The organism is Stenotrophomonas sp. YJH_SMC_29 (assembly GCF_059371235.1).
The window spans coordinates 95170-120849 of the sequence record NZ_JCAFUK010000007.1 but is presented as its reverse complement, the minus strand read 5'-3'; the positions used below and the strand labels follow the sequence as shown (position 1 = coordinate 120849).

23 protein-coding genes are annotated in these 25680 nt (G+C 61.8%); 8 read left to right on the top strand and 15 right to left on the bottom strand.

What is annotated here, in order from left to right:
• The first annotated feature begins 37 nt into the window (after positions 1 to 37).
• Genes AC5P9I_RS09825 through AC5P9I_RS09815 form a run of 3 tightly spaced genes read left to right on the top strand, consistent with a single transcriptional unit; the run spans position 38 to position 5046 of the window.
• Positions 38 to 3373, top strand: coding sequence for a UvrD-helicase domain-containing protein (locus AC5P9I_RS09825; RefSeq protein WP_495217202.1), 3336 nt, complete (start codon positions 38 to 40; stop codon positions 3371 to 3373).
• A 3-nt stretch (positions 3374 to 3376) separates the two neighbouring features.
• Positions 3377 to 4228, top strand: coding sequence for an HNH endonuclease (locus AC5P9I_RS09820; protein WP_481527120.1), 852 nt, complete (start codon positions 3377 to 3379; stop codon positions 4226 to 4228).
• The gene (locus AC5P9I_RS09815; RefSeq protein ID WP_495217201.1) at positions 4225 to 5046 is read left to right on the top strand and encodes a GIY-YIG nuclease family protein; all 822 of its coding nucleotides are present in this window, start codon (positions 4225 to 4227) and stop codon (positions 5044 to 5046) included. Before AC5P9I_RS09820 ends, AC5P9I_RS09815 begins: the two co-directional genes overlap by 4 nt.
• A 253-nt stretch (positions 5047 to 5299) precedes the next feature.
• Here AC5P9I_RS09815 and AC5P9I_RS09810 read toward each other — a convergent pair whose 3' ends face one another.
• From AC5P9I_RS09810 to AC5P9I_RS09785, 6 genes are all read right to left on the bottom strand, one after another.
• A complete protein-coding gene (locus tag AC5P9I_RS09810; RefSeq protein WP_481527122.1) occupies positions 5300 to 5932 on the bottom strand; it encodes an ankyrin repeat domain-containing protein in 633 nt (210 codons plus the stop codon).
• Entirely contained in the window at positions 5932 to 6327 is a 396-nt protein-coding gene (locus AC5P9I_RS09805) for a hypothetical protein (RefSeq protein WP_481527123.1), read from the bottom strand. Before AC5P9I_RS09805 ends, AC5P9I_RS09810 begins: the two co-directional genes overlap by 1 nt.
• Positions 6328 to 6329: 2 nt before the next feature.
• Complete coding sequence (locus AC5P9I_RS09800; protein WP_481527124.1) at positions 6330 to 6842, bottom strand: H-NS family nucleoid-associated regulatory protein; 513 nt, start codon at positions 6840 to 6842, stop codon at positions 6330 to 6332.
• A 99-nt stretch (positions 6843 to 6941) separates the two neighbouring features.
• Positions 6942 to 7229, bottom strand: a complete 288-nt coding sequence (locus tag AC5P9I_RS09795; protein WP_481527125.1) for a hypothetical protein — start codon at positions 7227 to 7229, stop codon at positions 6942 to 6944.
• 74 nt (positions 7230 to 7303) lie between these two features.
• Positions 7304 to 8278, bottom strand: a complete 975-nt coding sequence (locus AC5P9I_RS09790; RefSeq protein ID WP_481527126.1) for an SOS response-associated peptidase family protein — start codon at positions 8276 to 8278, stop codon at positions 7304 to 7306.
• A gap of 13 nt (positions 8279 to 8291) precedes the next feature.
• Positions 8292 to 10169, bottom strand: a complete 1878-nt coding sequence (locus AC5P9I_RS09785) for a DUF262 domain-containing protein (RefSeq protein ID WP_481527127.1) — start codon at positions 10167 to 10169, stop codon at positions 8292 to 8294.
• A gap of 274 nt (positions 10170 to 10443) precedes the next feature.
• Here AC5P9I_RS09785 and AC5P9I_RS09780 point away from each other — a divergent pair, with 274 nt between their 5' ends.
• Together AC5P9I_RS09780 and AC5P9I_RS09775 are read left to right on the top strand one after the other, a co-directional pair.
• Entirely contained in the window at positions 10444 to 10791 is a 348-nt protein-coding gene (locus tag AC5P9I_RS09780) for an HNH endonuclease (RefSeq protein WP_481527128.1), read from the top strand.
• Positions 10792 to 10923: 132 nt separating this feature from the next.
• Positions 10924 to 11496: a hypothetical protein gene (locus AC5P9I_RS09775; protein WP_481527129.1), complete on the top strand. Its 573-nt coding sequence runs from the start codon at positions 10924 to 10926 to the stop codon at positions 11494 to 11496.
• A 6-nt stretch (positions 11497 to 11502) separates the two neighbouring features.
• Here AC5P9I_RS09775 and AC5P9I_RS09770 read toward each other — a convergent pair whose 3' ends face one another.
• Positions 11503 to 14439 (bottom strand): UvrD-helicase domain-containing protein, encoded by a 2937-nt coding sequence (locus tag AC5P9I_RS09770; protein ID WP_481527130.1) that lies wholly within the window; start codon positions 14437 to 14439, stop codon positions 11503 to 11505.
• A gap of 193 nt (positions 14440 to 14632) precedes the next feature.
• On the opposite strand from AC5P9I_RS09770, the gene AC5P9I_RS09765 reads away from it, so the two are divergent.
• Genes AC5P9I_RS09765 through AC5P9I_RS09755 form a run of 3 tightly spaced genes read left to right on the top strand, consistent with a single transcriptional unit; the run spans position 14633 to position 17201 of the window.
• Positions 14633 to 15094: a LexA family protein gene (locus tag AC5P9I_RS09765; RefSeq protein WP_481527131.1), complete on the top strand. Its 462-nt coding sequence runs from the start codon at positions 14633 to 14635 to the stop codon at positions 15092 to 15094.
• Entirely contained in the window at positions 15094 to 15939 is an 846-nt protein-coding gene (locus AC5P9I_RS09760) for an HNH endonuclease (RefSeq protein ID WP_481527132.1), read from the top strand. The genes AC5P9I_RS09765 and AC5P9I_RS09760 overlap by 1 nt, the downstream gene beginning before the upstream one ends.
• On the top strand, positions 15939 to 17201 hold the full coding sequence (locus AC5P9I_RS09755) for a Y-family DNA polymerase (RefSeq protein ID WP_481527133.1): 1263 nt from the start codon (positions 15939 to 15941) through the stop codon (positions 17199 to 17201). The genes AC5P9I_RS09760 and AC5P9I_RS09755 overlap by 1 nt, the downstream gene beginning before the upstream one ends.
• Positions 17202 to 17224: 23 nt before the next feature.
• On the opposite strand, the gene AC5P9I_RS09750 is transcribed toward AC5P9I_RS09755, so the two are convergent.
• The 8 genes from AC5P9I_RS09750 to AC5P9I_RS09715 all read right to left on the bottom strand — a co-directional run bounded on the left by AC5P9I_RS09750 (position 17225) and on the right by AC5P9I_RS09715 (position 25558).
• Positions 17225 to 18031 carry a hypothetical protein gene (locus AC5P9I_RS09750; protein WP_481527134.1) on the bottom strand — a complete coding sequence of 269 codons (807 nt, stop codon included), beginning with the start codon at positions 18029 to 18031 and terminating at the stop codon, positions 17225 to 17227.
• A 396-nt stretch (positions 18032 to 18427) separates the two neighbouring features.
• Positions 18428 to 20812 (bottom strand): DEAD/DEAH box helicase family protein, encoded by a 2385-nt coding sequence (locus AC5P9I_RS09745; RefSeq protein WP_481527135.1) that lies wholly within the window; start codon positions 20810 to 20812, stop codon positions 18428 to 18430.
• Entirely contained in the window at positions 20802 to 22772 is a 1971-nt protein-coding gene (locus tag AC5P9I_RS09740; protein WP_481527136.1) for a site-specific DNA-methyltransferase, read from the bottom strand. Before AC5P9I_RS09740 ends, AC5P9I_RS09745 begins: the two co-directional genes overlap by 11 nt.
• Before the next feature lie 325 nt (positions 22773 to 23097).
• A complete protein-coding gene (locus tag AC5P9I_RS09735; RefSeq protein ID WP_481527137.1) occupies positions 23098 to 23493 on the bottom strand; it encodes a hypothetical protein in 396 nt (131 codons plus the stop codon).
• Between the two features lie 207 nt (positions 23494 to 23700).
• Positions 23701 to 24180: a JAB domain-containing protein gene (locus AC5P9I_RS09730; RefSeq protein WP_478060886.1), complete on the bottom strand. Its 480-nt coding sequence runs from the start codon at positions 24178 to 24180 to the stop codon at positions 23701 to 23703.
• Between the two features lie 210 nt (positions 24181 to 24390).
• Positions 24391 to 24666: a hypothetical protein gene (locus tag AC5P9I_RS09725; protein WP_481527138.1), complete on the bottom strand. Its 276-nt coding sequence runs from the start codon at positions 24664 to 24666 to the stop codon at positions 24391 to 24393.
• Complete coding sequence (locus AC5P9I_RS09720) at positions 24663 to 25169, bottom strand: hypothetical protein (protein WP_478060882.1); 507 nt, start codon at positions 25167 to 25169, stop codon at positions 24663 to 24665. Before AC5P9I_RS09720 ends, AC5P9I_RS09725 begins: the two co-directional genes overlap by 4 nt.
• Positions 25166 to 25558 carry a hypothetical protein gene (locus AC5P9I_RS09715; RefSeq protein ID WP_481527139.1) on the bottom strand — a complete coding sequence of 131 codons (393 nt, stop codon included), beginning with the start codon at positions 25556 to 25558 and terminating at the stop codon, positions 25166 to 25168. Before AC5P9I_RS09715 ends, AC5P9I_RS09720 begins: the two co-directional genes overlap by 4 nt.
• Between the last annotated feature and the right edge of the window lie 122 nt (positions 25559 to 25680).

Here is a 25680-nt window from a genome sequence, read left to right as displayed (position 1 = left end):
GTGGGGCCAACATTTAACCGGATCATCGGATTGGCGCTTGCGCCTGGAAGGCTTGGAGCTCACCTTGACACTGGAGGGCCGGACCCACCGGGTCAACGTCGAGGACGAGGCCACTTACCGTGTCCACACAGGCACGTTCTGGACGGATATTACTTTTCACACCGGGCACGGCCAGGAGGTGAAAGCCGACGGCCTGCCCAACGCTCAGGGCGCCGCCCTTACCCACGCTGTGAACCTGGCTTTAGCGGACAAGCGCCTCCGAGAAGACGTGGCATTCCTCGAAGGCGAGCAGCGCTTGATTGACGCATGGCTAAACTACAAGGCAGAACAAGAGCGAGCCTGCCTCGAGCAACGCCGATGGCTTACCCACGAACAACAGGGCGATATTCAGGCGGCCCGCCCCAAAGTTGATCCGGCCGCACTTCGTTCACGCCTGAAGAATCCAGGGGTGGCAATCCGAATGGGAACGGTGGCTCAAGCGATCGAGCGCTCGCTGGTGGAATGGGAAGCCAACCACCGCCCGGCCTGGGCTGCACTGAACGCAGCCCACATGGAACGCGAATTGGTGGCCTGCAAAGACTTACTGGACCGGGTGGAGAGCAAACCGCTTACGCCGGAACAGGCAAGGGCCGTGGTGTGCTTCGACAACCGCGTGCAGGTGGTGGCCTCGGCCGGCTCGGGCAAAACCTCCACGATGGTGGCCAAGGCGGCTTACGCCATCCACCGCGGATTTGTGGATCCCAAGCGGATTGTTCTGTTGGCCTTCAACAAGCAGGCCGCTGATGAGCTCAAGGAGCGCGCTACCAAGGCCTTCGAGCGACTGGGCATGGTGGATGTGGCGGTGGAAGCATCCACCTTCCACGCCTTGGGCCTGCGCCTCATCGGGAAGGCCACCAGAGAAAAACCCGATATACCCGAGTGGGCCACGGACGCAGCCGGAGGGGTGCGCAAACTCACCGAAATCGTGGACGAGTTGAAGGATCGCTCCTCCGAGTTTCGCAACCAATGGGACTTGTTCCGTTTTGTTTTCGGGAAAGACCTGCCGGCCTTTGGCGCCCCGGAATCTGCCGACGTCTGGGATGCGCAGGGCAAGGGTGCGCTCGTCACCACCCGGGGTGAGCGTGTCAAAAGCCAGGAGGAAGTGATGATCGCCAACTTCCTGTTCTTGAACGGTGTCGACTACCAATACGAACCCTCCTACCAGCATCGCACAGCCGACGAATCTCACCGCCAATACAGACCCGATTTCTACTACCCCGAGCTGGACCTCTACCACGAGCATTTCGCACTCAACGCCCAAGGCCTTCCCCCACCCGACTTCGAAGGCTATCTGGAGGGCGTCCAGTGGAAGCGACAGCTGCACAAGGACATGGGAACGACGTTGTTCGAGACCACCTCCCACGGTCTTCGGTCCAAGGTTGATCTCCCTCGCCTCGAGGCCGAACTGACATCCCGTGGAGTGGTGATGGATCCCAACCCCGAGCGGGAGATTCCCCAGGGCGGGCAGAGACCCATGGATTCCGTGGAGCTTATCGGGCTCGTTCGCACGTTCATGAGCCATGCCAAAAGCAACTGCCTCACCATTCCCATGCTGCATCAGAAGCTGAGCTCACTTCCTGCAGATGCCTTCAAGCACCGCTATGAAATGTTCCTCGACATTGCCGCACCGATCATGGACGCCTGGGACAAGGCGTTGGCCGCGGAGGGCGGAATCGATTTCGAGGACATGCTCAATCAAGCCGCCGAGCACCTGGAGAGCGGTCGCGTGGAATCGCCCTACGACTTGGTGATGGCCGATGAGTTCCAGGACGCGTCACGGGCGCGGGCCCGGTTGTGCCGCGCCTTGGTCCAGGCGCCCGGCCGCTTCCTGTTCGCTGTGGGCGACGACTGGCAGTCCATCAACCGGTTTGCCGGCGCCGACGTGTCGGTGATGACGGGCTTCCGGCAATGGTTTGGCCACGGACAGGTGCTGAAGCTGGAGCAAACGTTCCGTTGCCCGCAGGCGTTGTGCGACGTGTCCAGCGCGTTCGTCTCCAAGAACCCCGCCCAGATCGCCAAACGCGTGCATTCGACCACCCCCGGCCACGGCCCGGTGCTCCAGGCGTTCCAGGTGGACAGCAAGGACAAACTGGCCGATGCAATCGACCGCTTCATGGTGAACCTGGCCGAGGGCGTGCGCGACGGCACGATCCCACCGGGGCGCAACGGCAAGGTGTCGGTTTACGTGTTGGGCCGCTACAACGCTGATCGGCAGTATGTGCCCACGAGGCAAAGCCGGTTCAACCGCTGGGTGGACGTGTCGTTCCTGACCATTCATCGCTCGAAGGGCAGCGAAGCCGACTACGTCATCCTGCCTGAGATGCTTTCCGTCTTGAAAGGGCGCAGCTTTCCCAACACCCGCACCGACGATCCGGTGCTCGCCTTGGCCATGCCCGAGGGAGACACCTTCCACCTGGGCGAGGAACGCCGGCTGTTCTACGTCGCCCTGACCCGTGCCCGGCGAAGCGTGGCGATGTTCACCGCCAAGGGCCAATGCTCGACGTTCCTTCGCGAGCTCGAACAAGACGGCGCCGTGGTGCTCACCGACACCGAGGGCAAGGCCGTCCAGGAGGAGGCTTGTCCGGCCTGCAAACAGGGCGTGCTGGTGTTGCGCACGGGGCCTTATGGGGAGTTTCGCTCCTGCTCCAATTTCCCTTTGTGTAGCTACAAGCCGAAGCGGCGCGGGGTGGAACCGTCTCCGCTGGCCCCACAACGCACCGCCACTCCTGTCCGAGCCGTGTCACCCCGCGCCCCCCGTGTGGCGACTCCAACCCGCGCAACCCCTCCCCCAGCAGAACCCACGAAGGCCCCGGTGTCGTTCCTGGGCAAGGTCAACCACGCGTTGGGGGAGATCTCGCACTCCTTTGACCGCTCCCTCGCGCTGCAATCCGCGACGGCCGAGTTGTCACGGCACCTCCATGCAGAGCGGCGGGCGATAGAAACCGCGCTCAAGTCGTCCCAACAGGCCTTGGATCTGGAGAAAGAGCTCGCGGCCAGAGGTCCCGAGTTTCGGGCCCGGTTTGAACAATCGTATGCCGAACTCCTGGGCGTCCAAGCCGCCGAACCGCAGGCCGAGGCAACGCCGATCGAGCGTCACCCTTTGCCGAATTTCGAGCGCGTCGGTTCCCACCACCATCCGGAGATACAACGGGCGATCACGGCCAAGGTGGAGGGATTGCGCGAGGACCGCGTAGCCTTCCTGTCCACGGCCCACGCCCAGTTGGCCCGCAACCCGGCGCTCCTGGCGTCCTTCGGTGAAACGCTCAAGCAGCTGAACGGTGTGCACTACTGGGCCACGCTCGACCCCCGCGGAACACTGAAACGAAGGACGTAGTCGATGCCGCAGACACGCACCAAACGCGACGGGGTGAAGTATTGGCGGGCGGTGGATGCCATTGCCGAACTGGGGAGCGCCACCCTGGCCGAGGTGGAAGCCTGGGACCGCGAGCGCTTTCCACAGGATCCCCTGGGCAACGCTCGAGCCGACCTGGAGCTGTTCACGGTCAACAGCCCCAGCCGTGTGCATTACAACTATTCGCGCACGAACTGGCGAAGCGACCAGGACCATCCCCACGACCGTCTCTTCAAGGTGGTGGACATGGGCCCACCGCGACGAACTCGCTATGTGCTGTTCAACCCGGCCGCCCATGGCCACTGGAACCTGCTCCGGGGTGCCGATACGAAGTGGCAAGCCGCGCCCCTGGCCCTGGACGACCAAGCCAGGGTGGAAGCCGAGGCGCAGATCGATGCATTCGACACCCCGCTGAACAGCGCCCACGACGCTCGTGTGTGGGCGATGCGCGCCGTGGCCCAGCGCCGTGGTCAACCGCTCTTCCGCGCCAAACTGCTGGACGCCTACGGCGGACGATGCGCCATCACCGGGTGCTCGGCCGTGGAGGTTCTGGAAGCGGCGCACGTGCTCCCCTACAAGGGCGAGCACACCAACCGGTTGGACAACGGCCTGCTCTTGCGTGCTGACCTCCACACGCTTTTCGATTGCGGGCTGCTCTGGATCACCCCCGAGCACACCGTGGCGTTGGCACCCTCGTTGCTCGCCACCGATTACGCGGCCCTGGAGGGCAGGTCTCTGGCCCTGCCCTCCGCGCAGGCCCATCGGCCCAACCCGGCCCACCTTACCGAGCACGCGGCGGCGTGCGTGGCCCGTCATACCCAAGGTTCGCACCCATGAAATTGTTCGACCTGATCAAGGTGTGGGAACCCACCTTCGAGGCCCAAAAAGCGAAGGTCCACCTGGCGCGCTACAACGGCAACGAGCGCCCACTGGACGTGTTCCTGGAGGGTCAGTTCGACGAATGGCAGCGCTGGCAGAGCAAGCGCAACTTCCAGCGCGAGTTTGTCGTGGCCTTGATCAGCACGGGCTCGCCCACCCGCTGGCTCTATGCGGGCCTTTTCCGCTCCCTTGACCATGTCGAGGAGGGCGATCCCAAGCCTCATTACTACTACACGTTGGAACGGGTGTCCTCGTGCGAGGAATGGGTGGGCCGCCTCTTCCTGGAAAGCCGATACACCGAGCGCCACTCCTACCCCAAGGGGGAAACACTGGCCGAGGACCTGACGGTGACTGAGCTGTTGGCCGAACGGCTGTCCATCTCAGACTTCCCAGGATTCAAGGCGGTAAACCTGACCAAGGCACAGTTGGACATCGTTGTGCGCCAGCAAACCGCGGCATGGCGCGCGGCCTTGTCCTCCGTGAAGGGAATCTACGTCATCACCGACACGACCACCGGCCAGCTCTACGTCGGCAAGGCCTCTGGGGCCGACGCGATCTGGGGACGCTGGTGCGCGTATGCGGCCAATGGGCACGGCGGCAACGTGGCGTTGCGCAAGGAATTCGGCATCGAGGCCACGGAAGAACGCCGGCACGCGTTGCGCTTCGCTGTCCTGGAAATCGCTGACCTGTCCGCCACCGAGGACGACTTGTGCGAGCGGGAAAGCCACTGGAAATCCGTGCTGCTGTCGCGCGAACACGGCTACAACCGCAATTGAAAAGCCCCGGCCTGACCGGGGCTGTCGCTCCTGCGCTTCGTGGCGGGGTCTCCCTACCGCCGGCCCCCTTCCCGGCCGCGCCTGACTTGCGAGCAAGTCGGCCGCGGTGCTTCCGTTCTGATTACGCGTTTTGCGGGTGCAATGGCTTGGGCGACGGGGACAGAATACACACAAGCCCAAGGCCGGAAAATCGGCGTGGAGCGCAGCGTGGGGACAGGAAACCCCCGCGTTTCCGCTCGGACTTCTCCGACATTCAACGGTCGATCCAGTCTCCCAAGGTTTCCCCGCGCGCTTGCACCACCAGCTCAAAGGTGTCTTTCGAAGGTGCTTCGTCCATCAACGTCTCCAGGTTTACCAGGTGAGGGTCGGCACCATTGGCCAACAGCCACTCGCACACCTCATAGTCGTATCCACCACGCACTGCTGCAGCCAGAACGGTATCGCCCTCATCGTTCATCGCGTTGAAGTCGGCGCCGTGCCGTTTCAGCAACGCCATCTGTTCTTCGGTCATCAAAGCTTCGTGGGAAGGCGTTTCCCCCATGTAACCTGCGGCGTTGACATTGGCACCGGCAAGCAACAGCAGCTCGGCTACCGCCAAGTGCTGCTGTTGCAAGGCCGCGTGCAGCGGCCGATCTCCAGGCTTATCCATCGAATGGTGCCAATGGCTTTCGCTCTCCACCTTGGCGCCAGCAGAGATCAGTGCCACACAAGCTTCCAGGTGCCCCTGCTGCGCCGATCGATGCAACGGCATCTCGACGCCGACAAACCAGGTGTCTTCCACCTCAACGGCGACGTTGGGATCCGCGCCCCTACGGAGGAGTTTCCGAATCTCCTCTGCCCGCCCGGATTTGGCCGCGTCGAAGAGCTGTTCTTGCAGATTGCGCACTATCCTCCCCCTCTCTGTTCAGCCAACCATTGATCAGCTGTCTTCCCCTTCAGCTCCTCTGCCAGGTGGCTGGCGCACAGCATCGTGCCGTCGGACCTTAGGTTGGCCACGGTGTGGGCCGCCAGCACCGATGCAGCAAAGGCATGGCGCTTGGTCCGCCCTTGCTCTTCCCATCCAACGGGCAGCGACTCAATGGCAGCCAATGCTTCTTTGCCCGAGAGGTATTGCATGCACGTTAGAAACGACCAGTTGAGCCCCACCTGCTCACGGAGCCTGGCCGCGGCGGCCTTCTCGTCCACTTTTCCCTCGACGGTGTCGAGCAGGGCATGCATGGCGGCCACCGCCTTGCCCTGCGCCGTCAGCCTGCTCTTCCGCTTGGGGAACAGTCCTCGCACGGTCAGGCTTTCTCCGCCGCTTTCTTCGCTACATTCTTCAAGGGCTTCTTCACGACCTTTCGTGCCGCCTTCTTCGCCCCCTTGGCCACCTTCTTGGTCGCCTTCGCGGGTGTCTTCGTCGCCCCGCTGGCCGGCGGGAACTTCGCGCCAGGGTTGGCCTGGGCCCAGGCCTTGCCCTCGGCGGACTTCGCCCACGCGGCAAACGCCTTGGGGGTCAGCCCACGGCCCGCCCAGGTTTCCCCGGTCGGCAGTCGATACTTCGGGGCCACCTTGCCGAGCTTGCGGCCTTTGCGGGACGCGGTGGCCGCCTTGGTCGCGCGCGCCGGCTTGTCCTCAAGCGTTTCACCGATGAGCTTGGCCACCTGGCGACGTTGGGAGGGGCTCAACACCTTGGCGAACTTCTGGAGCACGGCCAGCGCCTTGGGCACTTCGCCGTCGCGCTTCTCGACCAGCTTACGCTGGGCTTCCAGCTGTTTGATTTCCGCGTTGATGGACTGAAGGGTGGTCAGGGCCAAGGGGCATCTCCGTTACGAGGAACCAGGGGTTATAGCCCATAAGTCTAGATTTCGGCCACATAGTGGCCAAAATCTAGAGTAATCCCCGGCCCCTTCCGATCAATCGCGCTCGACCACGACCGTCCACGCGAAACTGGCCTGCGGCAACCCGGTGTTCGGGTCCGTCCCCATGGTGGCCTGCGGCAAGACGCTGATGACCCGCCACCCCTGGGCGTAGAGCTGCGGGATGGTGAGCGAGCCGGCGGTCTTGCACTCGAACACGGTGTCGTTGGTGAGGGTTCCGTCCTTGAGCACGGGCTTCGAAGAGCAGACCTCTCCTTGCTTGGCGAGAACGGTGGTGGACGCGGCCAACAGCACGGCGGCCAGACCCAGCTTTTTCAAGTGCATAGGCAATCCCCTGTAGACCGCCTTCCTGGCGGCCTTTGAACGATAGCAACAAATGGCGTGGCCATGAATCACGCCTACGCGGCTTCCTTGACCAACTCGTAGTAGGGGTGGCGCTTGTCGTCGAAGATGGCGAACAAGGCATCCAGGTTGTTGGGATCCGGGTTCAACCAGGCATCCACGTGTTCGGGCTTGATGTTGATGATTGTGCGGTCGTGACCGGCCGCGGCCACTTCGGGTTCGGGCTCGTCGGTGATGGCGGCGAACGACCACAAATCGGGCTCCTCCCCCTTCGGGTCCACCCAGTGGGAGTAGAGGCAGGCGATATACATGGTCTCCCCGGTGCGGGGACGGAACTGGATTTCCTTCGATCCGCCCTTCCCGTCGTCCACGTTCTCGTAGAACGTTTCGGCCAGCATCAGGCCGTGGGTGTAACCGAACTGGTTGCGCCAGAAGCGCTGGAGGTTGTCGCGGCGCGCGTTGTAGGTGCCCGACACGCGCCCATCCTTCGTCCAGTCGATCGACGGATCCATGCCGGCGGGGCGGCAGTGGTAGCGCATGGGCCGCACGACCTTGCGCCCGTTCTCCGAGATCAGGACGGGGACATACCAGTCGGGGAAGATCCGGTTGTCCTTGGCCGGTTCCAACTTGGTGCGCTTCGCGTCGGCGATCCAGCGCTCCATCTGTTTGATCTTGTTCCCGGCGATGCGCTGATCGTTGAGGGCGGCCTTGGTTTCCTTCTTCGCCAGCTTCGCCTCAGCGGCGGCCAGGCGTGCCCTCTGCGCGTCGAGCTCGGCCTCGCTCTCAGCGAGCTTGCGCCCGTTCCACTCGGAGATGAGCTCCTGGATCTGCCGCTCCAGGTCCGACTTGGGCGGCAGGAAGTTCAGATCCATGCCCTTCGGGATCTTGGGGGTGAACTTGGCCGGCTTGTGGACGCGGTAGGCCTCGTCCCGCCGCAAGTAGATTTCCCAGAACGCCTTGATGTCGATTTCGGAGTCCGTTTCCCTTCGGAAATTTTCCAGCAACGTCCATGCTTCAGCGGAGTAACACATGTCGTTCCCCCTATCAGGCAACCTTGCTGGCGTCAGGCCAAACCTGGAGCAGCAATTTGAACAGGTGCTCGGTGCGCTTTCGAATAGCGGCCTCGTCCCACTCGTCCGCCTCGGGGCCGTGGAAATACTGAGTGAGATTGATCTTCGAATACTTCAAAAGTTCGGGACGCTTGGCACCCCAGGCTGCATTCTGGAGCGATGAGTTGAACGGACCGGTAATGAGCGTGAGGTTGCCCAACGTGTTGAGGATCACTTGGCGCTTCGCGATTGCCTCTCGTTCGGCCACTGGATCGTCCTTCAGTTCAGCTGGCAACGGCCAGTGCGTTTGCCAAGTTTGAGGCAGCACGTGCTCGATCGTCAGGTTGCTTGGAATTGATAGCACAGGACTTTTTGTAGACTGGGACGCCGCGTCCAACGCCTCAAGGACTGCCCGAACCTTGTATTGCGCGATGCGCCCATACAGTGGCCACTCAAACACGGCGGTGAGCAGCTCCATGTCTGAGGGGAACTTGGTGCTTTCGCCGGTTCCCTTCCCGAGTTGTTCAGCCACGGCTTTGGCCGACACCGTGCCCGCGCGCTCAATTGCTTTGATCAGGTCCACGAACAGCCGGTTGTAGTTCTTGCCGGTATAGTTGGTGATGAGCCGACGCATCAGGAAGGAGTCGAGCACCGCCAACACCTTGTCGAACTCGGCGCGGTCGTCGGGCACCAGCTCTGCGTGAGCATGCAAAAGGAAGGGATACACCGTGCTGGTATCCACCGCCTCCAGGTTGCGCAGGAACCGGGCCAACGCTGGATGCCCTTCGGCGCGGTGGAATGCCTCGAACACGTCAGCGTAGTGGGCCAATTGCCGGATGTGCCCCGCCGCGTCAGTGGGCACTGGGATTCTGGATTCTGGAGTCGGCTCACCACTTTCCACGAACGCCTTGAAGGCATTGAAGAGGTGGGTAGTCCTCACCTCATCCCGCGTCATGAGCGTCAGGTAGTGGTTGATGAACAGATCGATGCGGGGCCGCTTGATCCGACCCTGCTGGACCTCCTGCCGCCAGAACTCCGTTTCAAACCGGCTCCAGTTGTCCTCGTAGAGCGCTTCAACGTCCGCGTTCTGAACAAGCGCCTTGCGGAACAGGTAGTTCTTGATGAGGTCTGCCGGCAACAATTCCGTGCCACGGGCGTTGAGCGTTTCAAAAATGACCTGGGTTTCGTCATCGCGATCGAGGTTGATCACCACCAACTGGAGACCTCCCTTGACCACCTGCCACAACGCTTCAATGCGATCTTCAACGGTCTTTCCCGCCAATTCGGCTTGGTCGTCGACGTCGTCTTCTTTGCCCGCTATCCAAGCATCGAGCTTGCCGTGGAAGTAGCGATAGGCACCCACCAGGTTGCTGCCCGCCAGCGCGGGCTTGCCCTTGACGGCCTGGTCTAGCTCTTTCAGTGAGGCACAGCCGTGGATGGTCTTGAAAGGAACACGATCGCTGTTGGTGGGCCAGAGTTTGAACTTCTCGATGGGATCCTCCACCCGCGATGGGTTGTTCTCCACCAGTGCCGAGAACCGTTCTGCATACTTATCAGCACCCCTTCCCGCCGCCAGATTGCGTGCCGCGATGAGAAACAGCTGCAACGTGGTGAAGCGCTGCTGACCGTCGATGACCTGGCGCGTCTCGATGGACCCGGCAGAATGAGGCAACTGTTCAAGCACGATGGCGCCAAGGAAGTGCGCCCGGGTTTTTCCGGTGCGCAGCTGCTTGTCGAGCAGCGCATGGATGTCTTCCCAGAGGTAGTCCCAGTTCTCCGCCTCGTTCCAGACATAGGGCCGCTGAAAAAGTGGCACCTGAAAAAAAACGTTCGGGTCGAAGATAGCTTCCAGCTGACGGGTATTCGCGTCCAAGTTCCCCCCTGATCGGTTGCGGCCGGCTCCAGCAGCCAGCTTAACGTGCCGCATGGTGCCCCGGTTCCGTCTCACCACGCGAGCCTGGATTTTCGCCTTGTTCGTCGTTCCTGGGGGCACCCTTGACACCACCCCCGGCCCGGCGCGATAACTCCCCTGCCGCGTGGGAACTTACCCCCGGTGTATTGCCTGCTTAGCTCAAGGCAACAGGTGCCCGAAGCGTTCTCGCCTAGAGACGTCGGGAAGCTATTTCCTGTTTTTCCCGAGACTAAGCATGCCCAAACTCCAACGCCTAAGAACCGATGCATTCCACGCCCAGAAGGGCCGCTGCTGCTACTGCAGCCTGCCCATGTGGAACGCCTCACCCGATGAACTGAAACCCTTCGGCCTGCCCGCACGCACGGCCAATCCGTTGCGCTGCACCGCCGAACACCTGGTGGCCCAACAGGACGGCGGCAAGGACGTGGCCGGCAACATCGCCGCTGCTTGCTGGCTCTGCAACACGCGTAGACACAAACGGAAGTCCCCGCCCTCCCCCGAGGCCTACCGCGCCTTCGTTCAGAAGCGCCTAGCCAAGGGGAAATGGCACCCTCCGGGGGTGGCCAAGGTGCGACGCCGATAAGCAGTCAGACACCGCAATGGAGAACGAAGGGAGAATGACAGCTCTCCCTTCGTTGCCGCTCCATCATTGCTGCCCGGCAGGGGCGCCCGTGGAAAGCTGCGGGGTAGCAGTAGGCTGGGCTACGATGTGGCCATGCCCGTATCACCCGACAATGCCTATCGGCTGTTGAAAGCCTTCGGAATGCTTGAGTTCCAGCTCAAGCAGACCAGCGAATTCTTTCAGGCGAGGACTCCCAAGCCGCCCATCTGGAAAACATTCAAGATCGGCTCACTGGAGATCGATGTGCGTCTCAGCGCCTCGCCATCACCTGCCGCCGTTCCGGTGGTAGACGTGGACTGGAACAAGGTGGATCGAGCGGTGGCGCGGATGGGGCAAGCATTCGTCGCACTCGTTCCCGTTCCCGCGCAGAGAATGCTGCTTGCACCACCACGCAATCGGCCGAAAAGGGAGCGAATCGAATTCGACCAGGCGGGCCGACCACGAGCGGCCTACCAGCCCGTCAACCTACCCCACAACGACGCCGAAGCCTTGGCCGTTGCGATGCGACGCGTTAGAAACAACCTTTTCCATGGCGGCAAGGAAGACCCGCTGGAGGAAACTTATCTCGGCGAAGACGACGACTGGGCCGAAGCTGCATCCGCTGTTGCTGAAGTGCTACTGGATCTTCTCGACCACCATGCGCTGCGACCCGTTCACGCGCCCTGATACACGTCAATCTTCCTTGGTCGGCGGGCACCGGGGAAAACGACTGCAGGAGTAGAAGATTTCCTTCGTGGTGCGATTGACGCGTTCCACCAGCACGCCCTGACCACACACCGGGCAGGCTTCCGCAGGCTCCCCTTCCGCCCTTACGATTTCCACGCCGTGATTTTTCTGGAGCTCCACCAGGAACTGGGAAGGTTGGTGCTGAGTGGTGTAGACCACGACCGAACGCTTCGCACGGGTGAGGGCCACGTAGAACAGGCGGCGCTCTTCGCCGAACTCGAAAGTCTCCGGCTCGGGCATGGCCAGCTGGAGAATGGGATCGTCCTGGACCTGGCTCGGAAATCCTAGAGTGCCTTGAACCACGTTGAGCAGCATCACGAAATCTGCTTCCAGGCCCTTTGCCCGGTGGACCGTCAGGAATCGGAGATCCAATTTGTCGCCGAACCTCCGTCGCCATACCTCCAGCTCCCTGGGCTTGTCGCTGCGATAGCGGCCCAGGATAAGCGCGGACCACAGAGGCCTCGTGTCGCCAGGCTCGGGCAGCTTGTCGTAAAGCGCCTGGAGGCTGGCCTTCAACCGTCCGGGGATGTTCTCCACCGTGGGCAGCGCGATCACACTCACCCGGGGTCCCTTCAATGGGTTGCTGGTGGACACCTTCTTGGCCAACTGCATCGGGTTCTTTGAAACGAACTCCGATGTGAGATCACACAACGCCTGAGGGCACCGGAACGTCTGGGAGAGGTGCCGAACGGCCGCGTGGGGATGGGCCTGCTGAAATCCCGACATGATCGCCAGGTCGGCGCCGGCAAACCGATAGATGCTCTGCCAGTCATCGCCCACCGCCGTGAACTGCGCACCGCTGGCGTCAACGATTGCCTGGAGCAAACGCATCCGCGCGCGGGAGGTGTCCTGGAACTCGTCCGCCAAGACCATCTTGACGCTGCAGGGGAAGCGGCCAGCGATGATGTGGTCGGCGGACTGGTTGAGCATGTCGTCGAAGTCCACCAGACCGTCCGCGGCCAACCGGTCTTCCCAGCGCTGGGCGACTTCTTCGTAGAGGTCGAGGAACAGTTCCATGCGCGGCACGAAAGCACCCGGTAGGGTGTCGATGCGTTCACGGGCCTGCTCGGCCGATTGCCGCGAGCCCTTCATGTGCTGCTGGAACACGCGCAAGACTTTCGCGATAGCCTGAGGAGACACTGGGTTCGTGTCCGGAGGGACGCGGTCAGGATCGAACACCAGGTCGATGCCCTTGGACTGGAACAAGTCCTTGAGCGCGGCCAGGGCGGCGCCGGTGCGCAGGCCGTGCGCGGTTGTTTCGAACAGTCGCGTTCCTTGGTCACGGTGGAGTTGCCGCTTCCAATGCACGCCCTCCAGGTAATCCTTGAAGGCCGGAGGCGCCTCGCCCTTGGCATTGAGCGCGAAGTGTTCGTGGAAGACGTCGATGTCGGGGTAGTAGAAGTCCGGGCGGTATTGCCGCTTGGTGGAGGTGCGGGTGTCGTGGGGATACGGCTCTTCGTAACGGTAGTTCACACCGTGGAGGAACAGCCAATCCGCGATGAGGCGCTCGGACTTGCTCTTGACGATCTCCCCGCGCAGCGTGCGAAAGCCGCGCTTTCGCTGGCTCTCCGGGTCGTAGTCCTCCGGTTCCTCGCGCGCGTCCCATCGCCCCACGTCCTTGAAATAGAGCAATCGGAAGAGATCCCACTGCGCCGCGAACGTCGGATTTTCAGCGCAGAGCTCATCGGCCAGGTGACCGATGAAGGCCTCGTCCTTGCCACTGCTCAACCAGGGCGCCGGGGTAGGCATTTTTCCCGTCGCCGCGCCGATGACTTCCAGACCGAACGCATGGAAGGTCTTGGCAGTGATGCGTTCGGCCCCGTTCAGGTGACCCAGCCGCTTGGCAATCCGTTGGCGCAGCTCGTCGGCCGCGTCGGCGTTGAAAGCTAACAGAAGAATTTCTTCCGGTGCGCAGAGCCCCTCCTCCAGCGCGTAGCCGGCCTTGGCCACGATGGTGGAGGACTTGCCCGAGCCGGCGGCGGCCACGACCAGCAGCTCGTCGTCCATGCAGACCACTGCCTTGGCCTGCTCCTCGGTCAGGGGGTTGGACTCCACCCGCTCGAAGAACGAGCGCTTGGCCTCCATCTGGTGTGCCTCAAAAGCGGCGTTGTGCGCGTCCACCAACCGGACCAGCCAGGCCTCTGCCGTAGGGTGGTAGGACGGTGGCGTGGCATCGATCCACTGCACGCCTTGGAGCACCGGAGGAGCATCGTCGGCCAGGCGCGCTCGCCGGCGGCGACGGCCAATCCAGCCCTGCTCGCCTACCCACGCGTTCTGCCGCTGCGCCCAAGCTGCCAAGGCCTTGGTGAACACGGCACGGCGGCGGCGCTCGTCCACGCCCTCTAAGTAAGCCTCGGGGGTTTGGTCGAGCGTCGGGTAGAAGCTGTTTTTCTTCTTGCGCTCCTTAGCCAATGCCGGGTGATCGAGCAGCGCTCCCCAAGTGGGCAAGCCAATCGCCGCTGGCGAAGGGATGGTCGCCTTAAGTTGCTCCAGCAAGGCCGGATCCACCTCATTCACCGCTTCCAACCGCTGATCCACCTGCCGCTGCCAAGGGTCCAGGATCTTGATGGCGCGGGATCCGTAGTGAGCCAGGCTGCCAGTCACTTCCTCCCGCACGAACTGCTGGAGCTCCTCGGCCTTGTCCTCCCCCAGACCTTCCCCGACCACCCAACCGGTTCCGATGATGTGGAAGTGGCACTCGAGCGTCGTGGAGAAGTTGTGCCGCGGCTTGCACTCCAGCGAGTGTATGAGGATCAAGGGGCCTTTCACGACGCGCCGGCCACGATCGAGGGACAGCTCGAACGCGTCCCCGTCTGAGTTGAAGATCCAGCCGCTCCCGCTGAACAACCAGCTCCGCAGCCGCGATGGCTTCCAAGTTGGCATCCCCTCTCCCTTTCCCGCGCGTGGAACCGGCCCCGCGCACCGCCCCATCGGTTTCACGGCCCCGCCCACCCTCGCAGTGACAAGGGGTTGGGCCCGTTCAGCGAAATACTAAATGACGAGGGTCTGGAAGCGGGGCTAGCCTGTCTCCCCGGTGCGTCTCACCGGGTGATTCTGACTTGTAGAGACTACCGCCATGCTCGACACCACGCTTCCGCCCGGTTACCTGGGCGCCGCCAACCTCCACGCGACTCCCCTGCCGCTGCTCCTGCTGCCGGTGCGGGTCACGTGCGGTTTTCCCTCGCCTGCTGAAGACTTCTACGGCTCGCAGGACGTGCTGGACCTCAACCAGCGCGTGGTGCGAAACCCAGTGGCCACGTTCTACGTCGAAGCGGACACGGGCACCTCGATGGTCGAGTTCGGCATCTTCCCGGGCGACACCCTGGTGGTCGATCGCTCCCTCACCGCCCGCCAAGGGGACATCGTCATGGTGTGCTGGGAAGGCGGCTTCACGGTGAAGCAGCTGCGCCTGCGCGCCGGGCGCTACGAGCTCCATTCGGGCAACCCTGCCAACGCCCCCATCGTCGTCCCGGAGGACGTGGAGCTCGACGTGTGGGGCGTTGTGACCTGGTCCTTCCGCAAACAATGGCGCCGGTGATGGATGGCGCACGCCCCAAGGCACCGCACACGTTGCGGCTCGCCCCGGTCGGCACCTGCATCTACTGCGGGACCACCGGTGTCAACCTGACTGAAGAGCACATCATTCCGAAAGGCCTAGGCGGCACCCTAGTGCTGCCCGAGGCCAGCTGCCAAGCCTGCGCCAAGCTCACATCGCAGGTCGAAATGCGGGTGTTGCGCGGCTTCATGGACCGTGGCCGACACGCATTGGGCATCAAGGGGAGAAAGGCGCACAAACGCGAGCGCCCTGCCACGGTTCCCATGACACTCATTCACCCCGACGAGACGCTCGCGGAAACGGATGTTCCGCTTCATGAGGCCATGCACGTGATGCACTTGCCGGTTTTCGTGTTGCCGGCATTCCTCAATCCCCAGAGGCCACCATCACCCACTGTAAACGACGTTGAGGTGTTCGCCATCGATACCCTCACCTTTGGAGTCGGACAGTGCGACGTGCTGCGCGAGCACTCCGCCCTGGGGGTTCGGTTCCATGACCGCATGGATATATGGGCGTTCGTGCGAATGCTCGCCAAGATCGCCCATGGCCACCACGTAGCCATTCACGGCATGTTCCCTCTGGAGGAAAGTCCCTTGGTGCCCATCATCCTAGGCACGCGCTCCGACGCCAAGAACTGGATCGGATGCACAGAACAAGATCCCCTACCCTCCGACCGCCCTTCAATGCACCTGCTCCAGGACATCCCACTGGAAGGTGAGGATGGCAGCAAAGGGATGGCCGTTCGAATCAAGCTCTTTGCCCCGCACAACGCCCCAACGTATGCCCTGGCCACGCGCTTGCGCATCGAGTCTCTTGAGAACGCGTGATGTTCGGTTTGGTGGACGGCAACAATTTCTACGCCAGTTGCGAGCGGGTTTTCAACCCGTCGTTGCGCGGCCAGCCGGTGTGTATCTTGTCTAACAACGATGGATGCGCGATCGCCCGCAGTCAGGAGTGCAAGGATCTGGGGGTGAAGATGGGCCAGCCCATCCACGAGGTGCCGCCCCACATCCGCCGGCAGCTGCGAATCTTCTCCGCGAACTTCGGCCTCTACGGCGATCTATCGGGTCGCGTGGTGTCCGTGCTGCGGGAGTGGTTCCCGCGCGTGGAGGTCTACTCCATTGACGAATCGTTCGTGACGTTCGACGGTGTGCCGGCGCAGCAACGCGAGGCGATGGCCCGCCAGGCGCGTGCCCAAATCCTCCAGTGGGTGGGCATCCCGTGTTGCGTTGGCATCGGTCCCACGAAGACCTTGGCCAAGCTGGCCAACAAGTTGGCCAAGAAAACCCCGAATGGGGTGGTCACGGCTCTGCCCGGTTCGCCAGAACTGGAAACCTATCCGGTGGAAGACGTGTGGGGCGTGGGGCGCAAGTTGACGGCCAAGCTGGGCGCGGAAGGCATCCTCACCGCGGCCGACCTGGCCCGCGCTGATCCTGACACCCTGCGGGCACGATACGGCGTGACCCTGGCGCGCACCCAACGGGAGCTGCAGGGGGTTGTCTGCAGCGACCTGGAGGAAGTGGAGCCGGAGCGGCAGCAGATCGTGGTGAGCCGTTCGTTCGGCCAGGAAGTCACCTCGCTGGAAGACCTCCAGCAAGCGGTGTCCACGTTCGCCCAGCGGGCATGCGAGAAGTTGCGGTCGCGCTCGCTGCAGGCCAGTGGGGTGTGGGTGTGGCTCAACACCAACCCTTTCAAGCCCAGCGCGGCGCAGTATCACCCCTGCAAGGCGTTCAACTTCATCGGTCCCACGAGTGACACGCGCGAAGTGCTGCTGGTCGCCCAAGGGTTGGCCAAGGCCATGTGGAAGACCGGCTACCGTTACAAGAAAGCCGGCGTGGGGTTGCTCGACCTCACGCACGGAGACGTCCACCAGGGCGACCTCTTCGCCGGCATCGACCCCCGCTCGCAAGCGCTCATGAAGGTCATGGATCAGGCGAATGCGAAGTTCGGCCGGGGCACCATGGGCATGGCGTCCTCGGCCTGGCGATCGAAGGGGCCAGCGCTGGCCAAGCCGGTGTGGGCGATGAACCAGAAAAACTTGTCGCCGGCTTACACGACCCGGTGGGATCAGTTGGTGCGGGTCAGATGACCTGTTGGCGCGCGGACTCGGAGCTAAGCCGCCACGGCGGGGAAGCGCTCCGCGTCGTCGGGATACAGATCTACCATGAAGAACTCTCGGCGAAATCCTTCAAAGATTCCCGGGTCGCGGATCATGGCCTCAATCTGAGCTTGTGCCCAAACCGCGCCATGCGCGGCAGCGCGGGCTCGCAGACGTTCCGCCTGCTGCTGAACCGCCTCTTGCGTGAGGTGGCGTTCTGCGTAGCCCTCCACTATCAATCGATAAATGGTTTGCGCGCTCAGCTGCCAGAATTCCTGCCCAGAAGGGGTTGCGCGGAGGGCGTCCATCGCACGCTCTGACGATCGTGTCATGAGCAGTGCTTGATAGAACGCAGACAGAGCCGCCTCCAGATCACCTGCAGATATCTGTCGCTTCGGAGCCAGGAATGCCCAGAAGGGCGCGCGGTGCTCGGCGCGAACAAAACCAGCAATCGCGCCGCCATGGCATGCGGCGACCACTACAATGAGGTTCAAGCGGGTGGCCACATTGAGGGTGACGAAAGCCGGCTTCACCTCGTCCCACGTCAACCCGGATCCGTCTGCGAACTCCAGCCCTTCTTCCCGGCCGTGGCACTCGATGTGCAGCAAAGGAACGTAGGCATCCCTGGCCGCTTGCTGAGCCAGCTGGGCCAACAGATCCAGGAACGCTCCACTGGAAGGGATGCGAACGCTGGCGATGTGAGGAACGTCGCCGATCACCCGCGCCCAGTCTTGGGCATCCGCGAACAGGCGGGCTGCGGTGTTGAGTTGGCCTTCCGGGAGGGAATCCACGATCAGAATTTGGTTGAAATTGGCTGCCATCTTCACCTTTCAGATCGCCAGAGCAGGAAACAACGGCCGCATGCAGGTTCTACATTTTTCGACGAGGCTTCTCATTTGGATTCGCTGCAGCACCGCCGAGCACCTCCAAAATGCGCTTGCGCTGCCGCTCTGGCTCCTCGAGGATCGGGCGCAGGACCTTCAAAACGTGGGCCCACTCCGTCTCAGACATTTCCGGATCCCAAAGCTTGGCAAGGCCCACTCACGCTCGGTAGGGCAGTTGAGCCACGGACGTTCCTTCTTTTGCTTACCCATAAGGTCACGCAGTTCGCGCCTCACCCACTCGACGCTTTCGCATACAAGATCCGCTTCACTCATCCAGCATTCTCCAATGTGAGACAGCATTCCCTAGTCCTGGGACATGTCTAGGCCAGATTACTAAGGCTTCAAACATTCCTTCACAGCTTGGTCGAGATTAGACACATGGATCGGAGTGGGCGACCCGTTCTTCATCTTCCAGACGGTGTAGCCATCCTTTGTTGCCTTGCCACCGATCGCGGTTTGCTTGCCCTCGGAAATGAAGCGGGTCAACAGCTTGGTCGCCCCCTCGTCTTGGATATCGAACAGCTTGCGAGCCACGGCATCGGTGAGCAGGTGCGAGCCCTTGGTGTCCAGGCAGAACACATACTTGCCCTTCCAGACCAGGAAGTCCGGCGAGAAGGAAGCACTGTCCCCCTCCGACAACAGCGGAATACGGAAACCGCCATTGCTTGGGTTCCGGTGCCATGTGTGTCCGGCCTTGTCCAAGGCGGCGGCGAACGGTGCTTCAAACTTGTTGAGGCCTGCGTATCGCGGATAGAGGCCGTTTTCGAAGGCCTGCGCCTTCTTCGGCACGCGCATGGTCGAGAACGTGAACTCCAGCTCGGATTCATACACCAGCGAGGTCAGCTGGTAGTAGGTGGACACGATCTCCCTAGCCAGGGTGTCAGCTGCAGCTGCGGCGTTGCTACCGGCTTCCACCCTCACGTCAAACTTGGAAGCCTTTAGGTCTACCACGGCCAATGCGGACCTAGAGCGCCCACGGATGGCGTTGCTCACCAGCCAACGCAGCCGCACCCGGTTCGCGTGCCCACTGGCCGTCCAGTCGTGGCCGATCTCCTTAGCCAAGTCAGAGATGTCCACCGTCTCGGTCTTGCTGTGCGCGTCGCCCTGAGTATCGATCTCTCCTTCCTTAAAGGTGGGGAACTGCGCTACCAACTGGGCAATGGCACCCACTGCGTCGTCGGCATCCGCATGGACCTGGTGAAGGAGCACGGAAACCCCCTCTTTGGGGGCGAGATCTTCTGAGCCGCCATCCCCACCGCCATAGGTATGAACGATCTCAATGGCTGCTCCAGATTCCTGGAGCTTGGCCCGCACGGCCTCGATCGATTCGGTGAACACGTTCTTCTTGTCCACACGCAAGAAAAAATGGGCGCTGTTGAGCAACGGTGAATCGTAATGCTTGGCGTCGTATTGGCGCAGAACGCGGCCAATGATCTGCTCAACCTTGATCTGAGAACCCATCGACTTATCGATGTAGCCAAGGTAGCAAGCAGGATCGTCCCAACCTTCCTGCAAGCCTTGGTTGAAAATTATGTGCTGAAAGTCGCCGGCCTGGAACTCGTCGAAGTCGCTCTCGCCCTTTGAGAACAAATTCAACTCATCTGGCTTGTTGCCATCGGAGAACTTCAGGTCGGCGTAAATGGCCACCTTGGCCGGATCCACTTTCTTCTGTTCAACCAGATAGCGCCAGATGCGGATCGGCGGCGCATTACGGTGTTCAAAGGGCTTGGTGTGATCGTCCTTATCACCGTCGTCGGTGATGTTGGTCTTGCACACATAGATGGCCTTCGGTGTGAACCCCAGCGCCCGGCCCTGAATTTCTTGCTCAATCAACTGAAGCCGATCGTGGAGATCGTCCAAGCAACGTTCCATCGGCGCAGTGGTGCCGTCGAACTGAATGGAAGTCTTGATCAGCTCAGCCTTGATGACCGCGTTGCTGTCCACCTCGGTGATGGCAAATGCAGTGGCGTCGGCAGCGCCCTTCCCGTCAACCGCTGCCAACAGCGCAAAACGCTCAAGACTGGCTTCATCCTCGCCCGCCTCATCGACCCAGCTTTCCTGGGGCGCAAGCACCGTTTTGGCAAAATTCGCGGGAAGCTTGAGCGTCGCGCTGGCCAAGAGGTAGGCCTCCGGCTCCAGCTCGGCCAAGATCTGGGTCTGCTGTTCGGACAGGTTGTGGCCTTCATCGTAGACGACGACCAACGGCCGCCGAACCCCACCGGCGTCACGGGCGATCAAGCGCTCCCAAGGCGATTGGTCACCGAAAAGATCCTGATCCTTCTTGTAAATGTTCAACGCCCCGTCGGCTTGCTCTTTATTGTTAAAGAGCCCAGTCGTGGCCATCACGATGAGGGGAGAACTCCCATCCGAGATCAGGTTGGGTTCCAGTTGCGCCGCCCGGATGACACGGAAATCGTCAACGAGCTCGGCATACTTTCCGCCGCCAGAAAAATTTGTATACGTCTGCTGGACAACCGACTTGGCTTTGCTCATCCAAAACACGATGGGCTCAACGGCCATGTGCATGCGCATCAACGTGACGGCCTCGGCCAGCACCGGCGTTTTACCTGCGCCCGTGATAGCCGACAGCGCCTGATAGAACGGACGAGGAAGCTTGCCCTTGTAGACCGGTCGGTAAGGGTGGCCCGCAAAGAAGGCGTATCGGCCAGCGATTTGCTGGGCTGCACGCACCTGGAACGGTTTCAGCTCAATCTGCATCCATGCCACCATCGTTGTTGTAAGCGTCCGCGCGGGCGTTAAAGCCAATGTGCTCCAGAACTTTGTCCGGGATCTGATAGAACTCGATGTCGCTGCCCGTGTAGGGCGCCAAGGCGGCGTAGACGTGATAACGCCCCGCCAAACCGACCGCCTTTGCTTCTTGCACAATCTCTTTGAACACAGTCCGCGTCAGGATGGAGGGCTGATCTGGAGCGCTCCACACCAAGAAGAAGCCTTCGTTGCGGCTATTCACAGCAAAGAGGTGCTTGTGCCCGCCGACAGGCAACCTACGAAGATAGGATTTGGCCTTGTCATTGCGATCCCAATAGCTGACCAAAAGGAGATCCATCATTTCTTCGCGCGCCAGGGCATTCACGCCGTTGGCGTCCACTTTTTCACGCTTAAGCGTGAAGTAGCGGAAGCCTCCACCCAACGGCTCACGATCCCCAGACTTCCACTTCCCAGTGATCACGCGCCGGATGCGGTCAGCCGTAAGGGTCTTGGCGTAGTGATCGCCCTTCTCGTCATTGCCCTGCTCTACAAGAATAAAGCGGCGGTTGGCGTCGGATTCCTTGTTGAGCTCCAACACCGCATTTGCCGTGGTGCCAGAGCCAGCAAAGGGATCCAACACGATTCCGTCCGGCTTGCACCAAATCTGAATAATCTTCTTCATCAGACGCAAGGGTTTCACGGTTCGGAACCCATGACCTTTGCCCACAATAGAATCCAGCTCATTGATACCAGCCTGGCTATGGCCGGATTCGGCGTGATCCCATGATTGGACGCCCAAGTCTAGAAGACCTTCATAGTCCTCATTCGCCCAGTATGTGAGCGGCACTTTACCCTTCTTCACTTTGGCAAGGTATTTTTTTGCTCGAGGCCCACCTTCACCGCCATCCGTGAAAACGAGACCCGGCCAGACACTTCCATTCCGAATAGCAAACGCCTTCTCTCTTGCACGCTCAAGGCATACCTGATCAGAGACCGGCTCGCCATTTGCAAAGGCACAACCTTTAATTACAAGAGCGCTCGCCTCGCACTCGTCATCCAGTTTGTGGGACACGTATTGACTACCCCAGCCTTGGAGCAGGCGCTTCATTTCGGCTCGTTCGAAGACCCAGTGTCCTCTTGTGGGGTAGTAAAGCTTTCCTGTGAAAGGCGATTGAATGGCGTAGGTTCCGGTCGTTCGATACTCGGGGGCAGTGGCGTCAGCAGCAGTCCAATCCCCTTCCGGATCACCATCGTCATTTCGATAGCGCGAATTCATCTTCTCAGTTCGGTCGAGAAGCCCAGTCTTCGCCCGCTCAATATCCTTCGCATAGACAAGAACGTATTCCGTCGCGGTGGAGAGGCCCCCCTTCTTTCCACCTACGTCGCTCTTGGGAGAGTATGACTTCTGCCAATTGATGATGCCAATGCGATTCTCCTCGTGGAAAATCTCATCCATCAACATCCCCAGCCTGTAGAGTTCTCGATGATCGATGCAGATGGCGATGACGCCACCAGGCTTGAGCATTTCTCGCATCATCCAAAGACGAGGCGTCATGAATCGCAGCCACTTGCTGTGGCGCGAACCATCGTCTTTGGCCACCAAATCGCCCATATCCGGGTCGTTGGGATCTTTGTCCCACTTGTCGTTGTAACGGAAGTCCTCGCCGGTGTTGTATGGCGGGTCCGTCAGCACCAGATCCACTTGGCCACGATATTTGTAAAGCGTGACCATGGTGGCGAGATTCTCGCCATCCCAGAGTTCGTTAACGCACTCCTCGTCAGCGCTGCCCACGGAAGCGCGCTTGTTGAAGTCAAACATCCGAGGCTTGACCTGACGAACGATCTGCCAAGGAGCTGTGCGCCCACTGTAGGTCAAGACGATGCCATCTCTCCCTGCTTCAGCGCGTTCGGCATCGTGCTCTTGCAGCAGCTTGATGAGCGCTGCCCTGGACAGCTCTTCGTATTTCATCTGATTACCTTGTGTTCTTCGATCGCGGACCAGCCGCAAAAATGGCCCCTTAGGGCCATGGGAAGCCTGTGCGCTGAAAAAGCCCTAGGACGACGCTTCGGAACATACCCGAACTCCGTCTCATGGGCTGCGCCGCCGCACAGCCGTTGCGACTCCGAAAGGTCGCAACTCATCCCCTTCGCCATTTTCGCCTCGACCAATACAATCAGCAAGTTAGCCCCTCCGCGCATGGATGTAGGACCCGCAAACCGTTGAGCTGCAACGAAGGCGCTAGGGGACCATCTGTGCCATCCAACTCGCACTGCGCAGACAGCGCTTTTCCCACTCACCGGCAAGCCACCTCAGCCACCGTTTGCGCAGCCCCAAGGTCCGCAGGCAGCTGGGCCTTGCAGACCCCTTCCACCTCCACCGTCAGGCCGGAGCGCGGCTGCTCCAGGTAGAGCACGCCGTCGTAGCCCACCTGGGTGGTCTCGGTCGCCGTCTTGGCCACCGTGCCCGCTTCGATGGCCGGGCCCGTGAGGCGGAAAGTTCGCGCGGTCTCGGTCAGGACGGGGAAGGTCAAGTGCATGCCGGATAGGCGGCCCGCGGTGGCGGTTTGTTCGATTTCGGCCAGCTGGGTGCCCAGCGGCAGCGCCCTGTCGTCCACGCGAACCTCGGTGGGCACCATCGGGGTCACCTCGCCCACCACCAGGCGGCCCTGGGCGTTGGTTTTCCCCGCCAAGCGGCCGCCCACCCTCACCGGCACCCCAGGTTGGCCCGGGACGTCCACCACCAGGAAGGATTCGGGCTGGACCCAGGAACGTGATTCCTAACATCGAATCCGCGTCGAAGGCGTTGTCGCCTTTCTTCCATCGAGTGCTTTTCAGATCACCGGTCGCGCAGCGGCCGGTGGCGGCGACAGGCCTTTCCTGAGTGATAAAGGGGGTGGTCACACCCACCCCCGAGCAGCCATCGACACGTGCGAGGTTCCCGCAACCACCAGATGGTCCAGCACTCGAACGTCCAGCAGTGCCAGCGACTGCTTCAGGCGGGCCGTCAGGGCACGGTCGGCCGCGCTGGGCTCCGGGTTTCCGCTGGGATGGTTGTGAAAGAAGATGACCGCCGCGGCGTTGTGGTCCAAGGCCTGCTTGGCCACGATGCGGGGGTGAACTTCGCAGCCATCGATGGTGCCCTGGAACAGGTGCTCGGTGGCAATGATGCGGTGGCGGGTATCGAGGAAGACCACGCCGAACACCTCGTGCGGCAGTCCGGCGCAGCGGGCCTTGAGGAAGTCGGCGGCGTCGCTGGGGTCGGTGATGGCGCCTTGGCGCTGCAGGCGGCGCTCCAGGATTTGCGAGGCGGCCAGGAGGATGCCTTCCTCGTCCATCGTCAGTTGATACTGGGCCCGGATGTCGTTCGCTCGCTTCATCTGCTTTCTCCACCGGCGCGGGATGCGCCTCTGGGAACCGATGGGCGAAGCGATCAGCACCTCCCGCACCCGGGAGCGAGCACCGCCAGGCGCACAGCGAAGGGCCGGAACACCGTGGAGGAGGCCTGCCCTTGCGGGAGGGGGAAGCGGAGCCAAGATTCCCAGTGAAGAGGCCACTGCCCGGTGCATACTTGAAGTGAACGGCTGGCTTCAGCGACCGAAAAATAGAGTGAGGACCAGTAGGGCCGCCATGAAGAAGACGAAATAGCGCAGCCCAATGACGGTGAGAATAAGCAGAAAATAAAGCACCTCCTGCACAATGCCACCGCGATTGAACCAGCCCGGTGCATTTTCAGCGCCCCGAGCCAGACGATTCTTCCGCCAACGCTCCTTATCAAGGTTGCGCTGCTGCTCGTCGAATGTCCTTTGAAGCGAAGGGCTTCGGCGTGCGTTCCACCAGGACGCGGCGCTACGAATGAGGTTCATGGGGAGCTCCCAGGCAACCCATAGGGATCGTCCGCCACCGCTTCCCACAAGGCCTCATAGGCAGCTCGGGCTTCCGGCCCCAAGCGAGCCATGTCCGCCGTCATCGCGGCCAGGCGACGTTGAACTCGACCCCGCGCAAGCATGTCGGCGGGGAGATCCCCGGCCTCGACCAGGACGTGGCAATCGGCTTTGATGGTGTGAACAGGGACCCTCAATCTCTCGGCCAGGGACTGGACCGACTCCCCCGCGAGCACGCCCTTCTTGACCTCCATTCGGCGAGCCTTGGTCATCGCCCTCACCCTTTCGGTGCCCGATTCGGGCTTGAGCCCGAGCGCCTTCAGATCGGAATGAATGGTGGTGTCCGTGAAGCTGTAGCCCAGTTCCATGGCGAGCGCGTGCGATGCCTCAATGGCCGTCATCCCGTGACGGAATACCTTGGCCAACGTTTGGCGTCGCAGTGCTCGCATGTCCTCCCGCGCCACGTGGTAAGCAGACAGGCTCATGCGCTCATCCCCAGGGTCTGCGAGGACAAGGCGCGCTCCCTCTGGGTGACCGGATTCCAGGCGCGGTGTTCCTCCAGGTAGTGCTGGAGGCCAGCGTCGCCAACGCACCCATCGCTGCTCATCAGGGGCAATGGCCGGTCATGTAGGCCATCCCGCTGCTGGGCGTAGGCCACCTGCTCCGGTTCGCCGTAAGCCTCCCGATGCTGGTCCAGCAGCCGGTCGATGGCGTCCACATCGCGTCGGTGGACCAGCGAGGTGGTGTAGAGGGCCTGGAGCAGTGGGTCGCGCTGCCCGTCGGTCTCGAACAGGAAATCGATGGGATCGCGCAGGTCGACCGGGTCGGGGCGAAGATGGACGTGGGATCTGGGGCTTTTCCTTTGCATGGTCATCGGGGCCACCGGTCCGAGCGGCCGCGCGAAACCTGCGGCCCGTCCACGTGGGCAGGAGGAAGGCGGTGCATGCCAGCACTGCCAGCCAGCCCGCGAACGCGACCGTGGTCCAAAGGGCGAAC

What these genes read in the sequence shown, in the direction of transcription:
- AC5P9I_RS09820 (WP_481527120.1), top strand. Translation starts at nt 3,377, where the DNA reads ATGCCGCAGACACGCACCAAACGCGACGGGGTGAAGTATTGGCGGGCG.
- AC5P9I_RS09815 (WP_495217201.1), top strand. Translation starts at nt 4,225, where the DNA reads ATGAAATTGTTCGACCTGATCAAGGTGTGGGAACCCACCTTCGAGGCC.
- AC5P9I_RS09795 (WP_481527125.1), bottom strand. Translation starts at nt 7,229, where the DNA reads ATGCACTTGAAAAAGCTGGGTCTGGCCGCCGTGCTGTTGGCCGCGTCC.
- AC5P9I_RS09790 (WP_481527126.1), bottom strand. Translation starts at nt 8,278, where the DNA reads ATGTGTTACTCCGCTGAAGCATGGACGTTGCTGGAAAATTTCCGAAGG.
- AC5P9I_RS09780 (WP_481527128.1), top strand. Translation starts at nt 10,444, where the DNA reads ATGCCCAAACTCCAACGCCTAAGAACCGATGCATTCCACGCCCAGAAG.
- AC5P9I_RS09775 (WP_481527129.1), top strand. Translation starts at nt 10,924, where the DNA reads ATGCCCGTATCACCCGACAATGCCTATCGGCTGTTGAAAGCCTTCGGA.
- AC5P9I_RS09770 (WP_481527130.1), bottom strand. Translation starts at nt 14,439, where the DNA reads ATGCCAACTTGGAAGCCATCGCGGCTGCGGAGCTGGTTGTTCAGCGGG.
- AC5P9I_RS09765 (WP_481527131.1), top strand. Translation starts at nt 14,633, where the DNA reads ATGCTCGACACCACGCTTCCGCCCGGTTACCTGGGCGCCGCCAACCTC.
- AC5P9I_RS09760 (WP_481527132.1), top strand. Translation starts at nt 15,094, where the DNA reads ATGGATGGCGCACGCCCCAAGGCACCGCACACGTTGCGGCTCGCCCCG.
- AC5P9I_RS09755 (WP_481527133.1), top strand. Translation starts at nt 15,939, where the DNA reads ATGTTCGGTTTGGTGGACGGCAACAATTTCTACGCCAGTTGCGAGCGG.
- AC5P9I_RS09750 (WP_481527134.1), bottom strand. Translation starts at nt 18,031, where the DNA reads ATGGCAGCCAATTTCAACCAAATTCTGATCGTGGATTCCCTCCCGGAA.
- AC5P9I_RS09745 (WP_481527135.1), bottom strand. Translation starts at nt 20,812, where the DNA reads ATGCAGATTGAGCTGAAACCGTTCCAGGTGCGTGCAGCCCAGCAAATC.
- AC5P9I_RS09740 (WP_481527136.1), bottom strand. Translation starts at nt 22,772, where the DNA reads ATGAAATACGAAGAGCTGTCCAGGGCAGCGCTCATCAAGCTGCTGCAA.
- AC5P9I_RS09730 (WP_478060886.1), bottom strand. Translation starts at nt 24,180, where the DNA reads ATGAAGCGAGCGAACGACATCCGGGCCCAGTATCAACTGACGATGGAC.
- AC5P9I_RS09725 (WP_481527138.1), bottom strand. Translation starts at nt 24,666, where the DNA reads ATGAACCTCATTCGTAGCGCCGCGTCCTGGTGGAACGCACGCCGAAGC.
- AC5P9I_RS09720 (WP_478060882.1), bottom strand. Translation starts at nt 25,169, where the DNA reads ATGAGCCTGTCTGCTTACCACGTGGCGCGGGAGGACATGCGAGCACTG.
- AC5P9I_RS09715 (WP_481527139.1), bottom strand. Translation starts at nt 25,558, where the DNA reads ATGACCATGCAAAGGAAAAGCCCCAGATCCCACGTCCATCTTCGCCCC.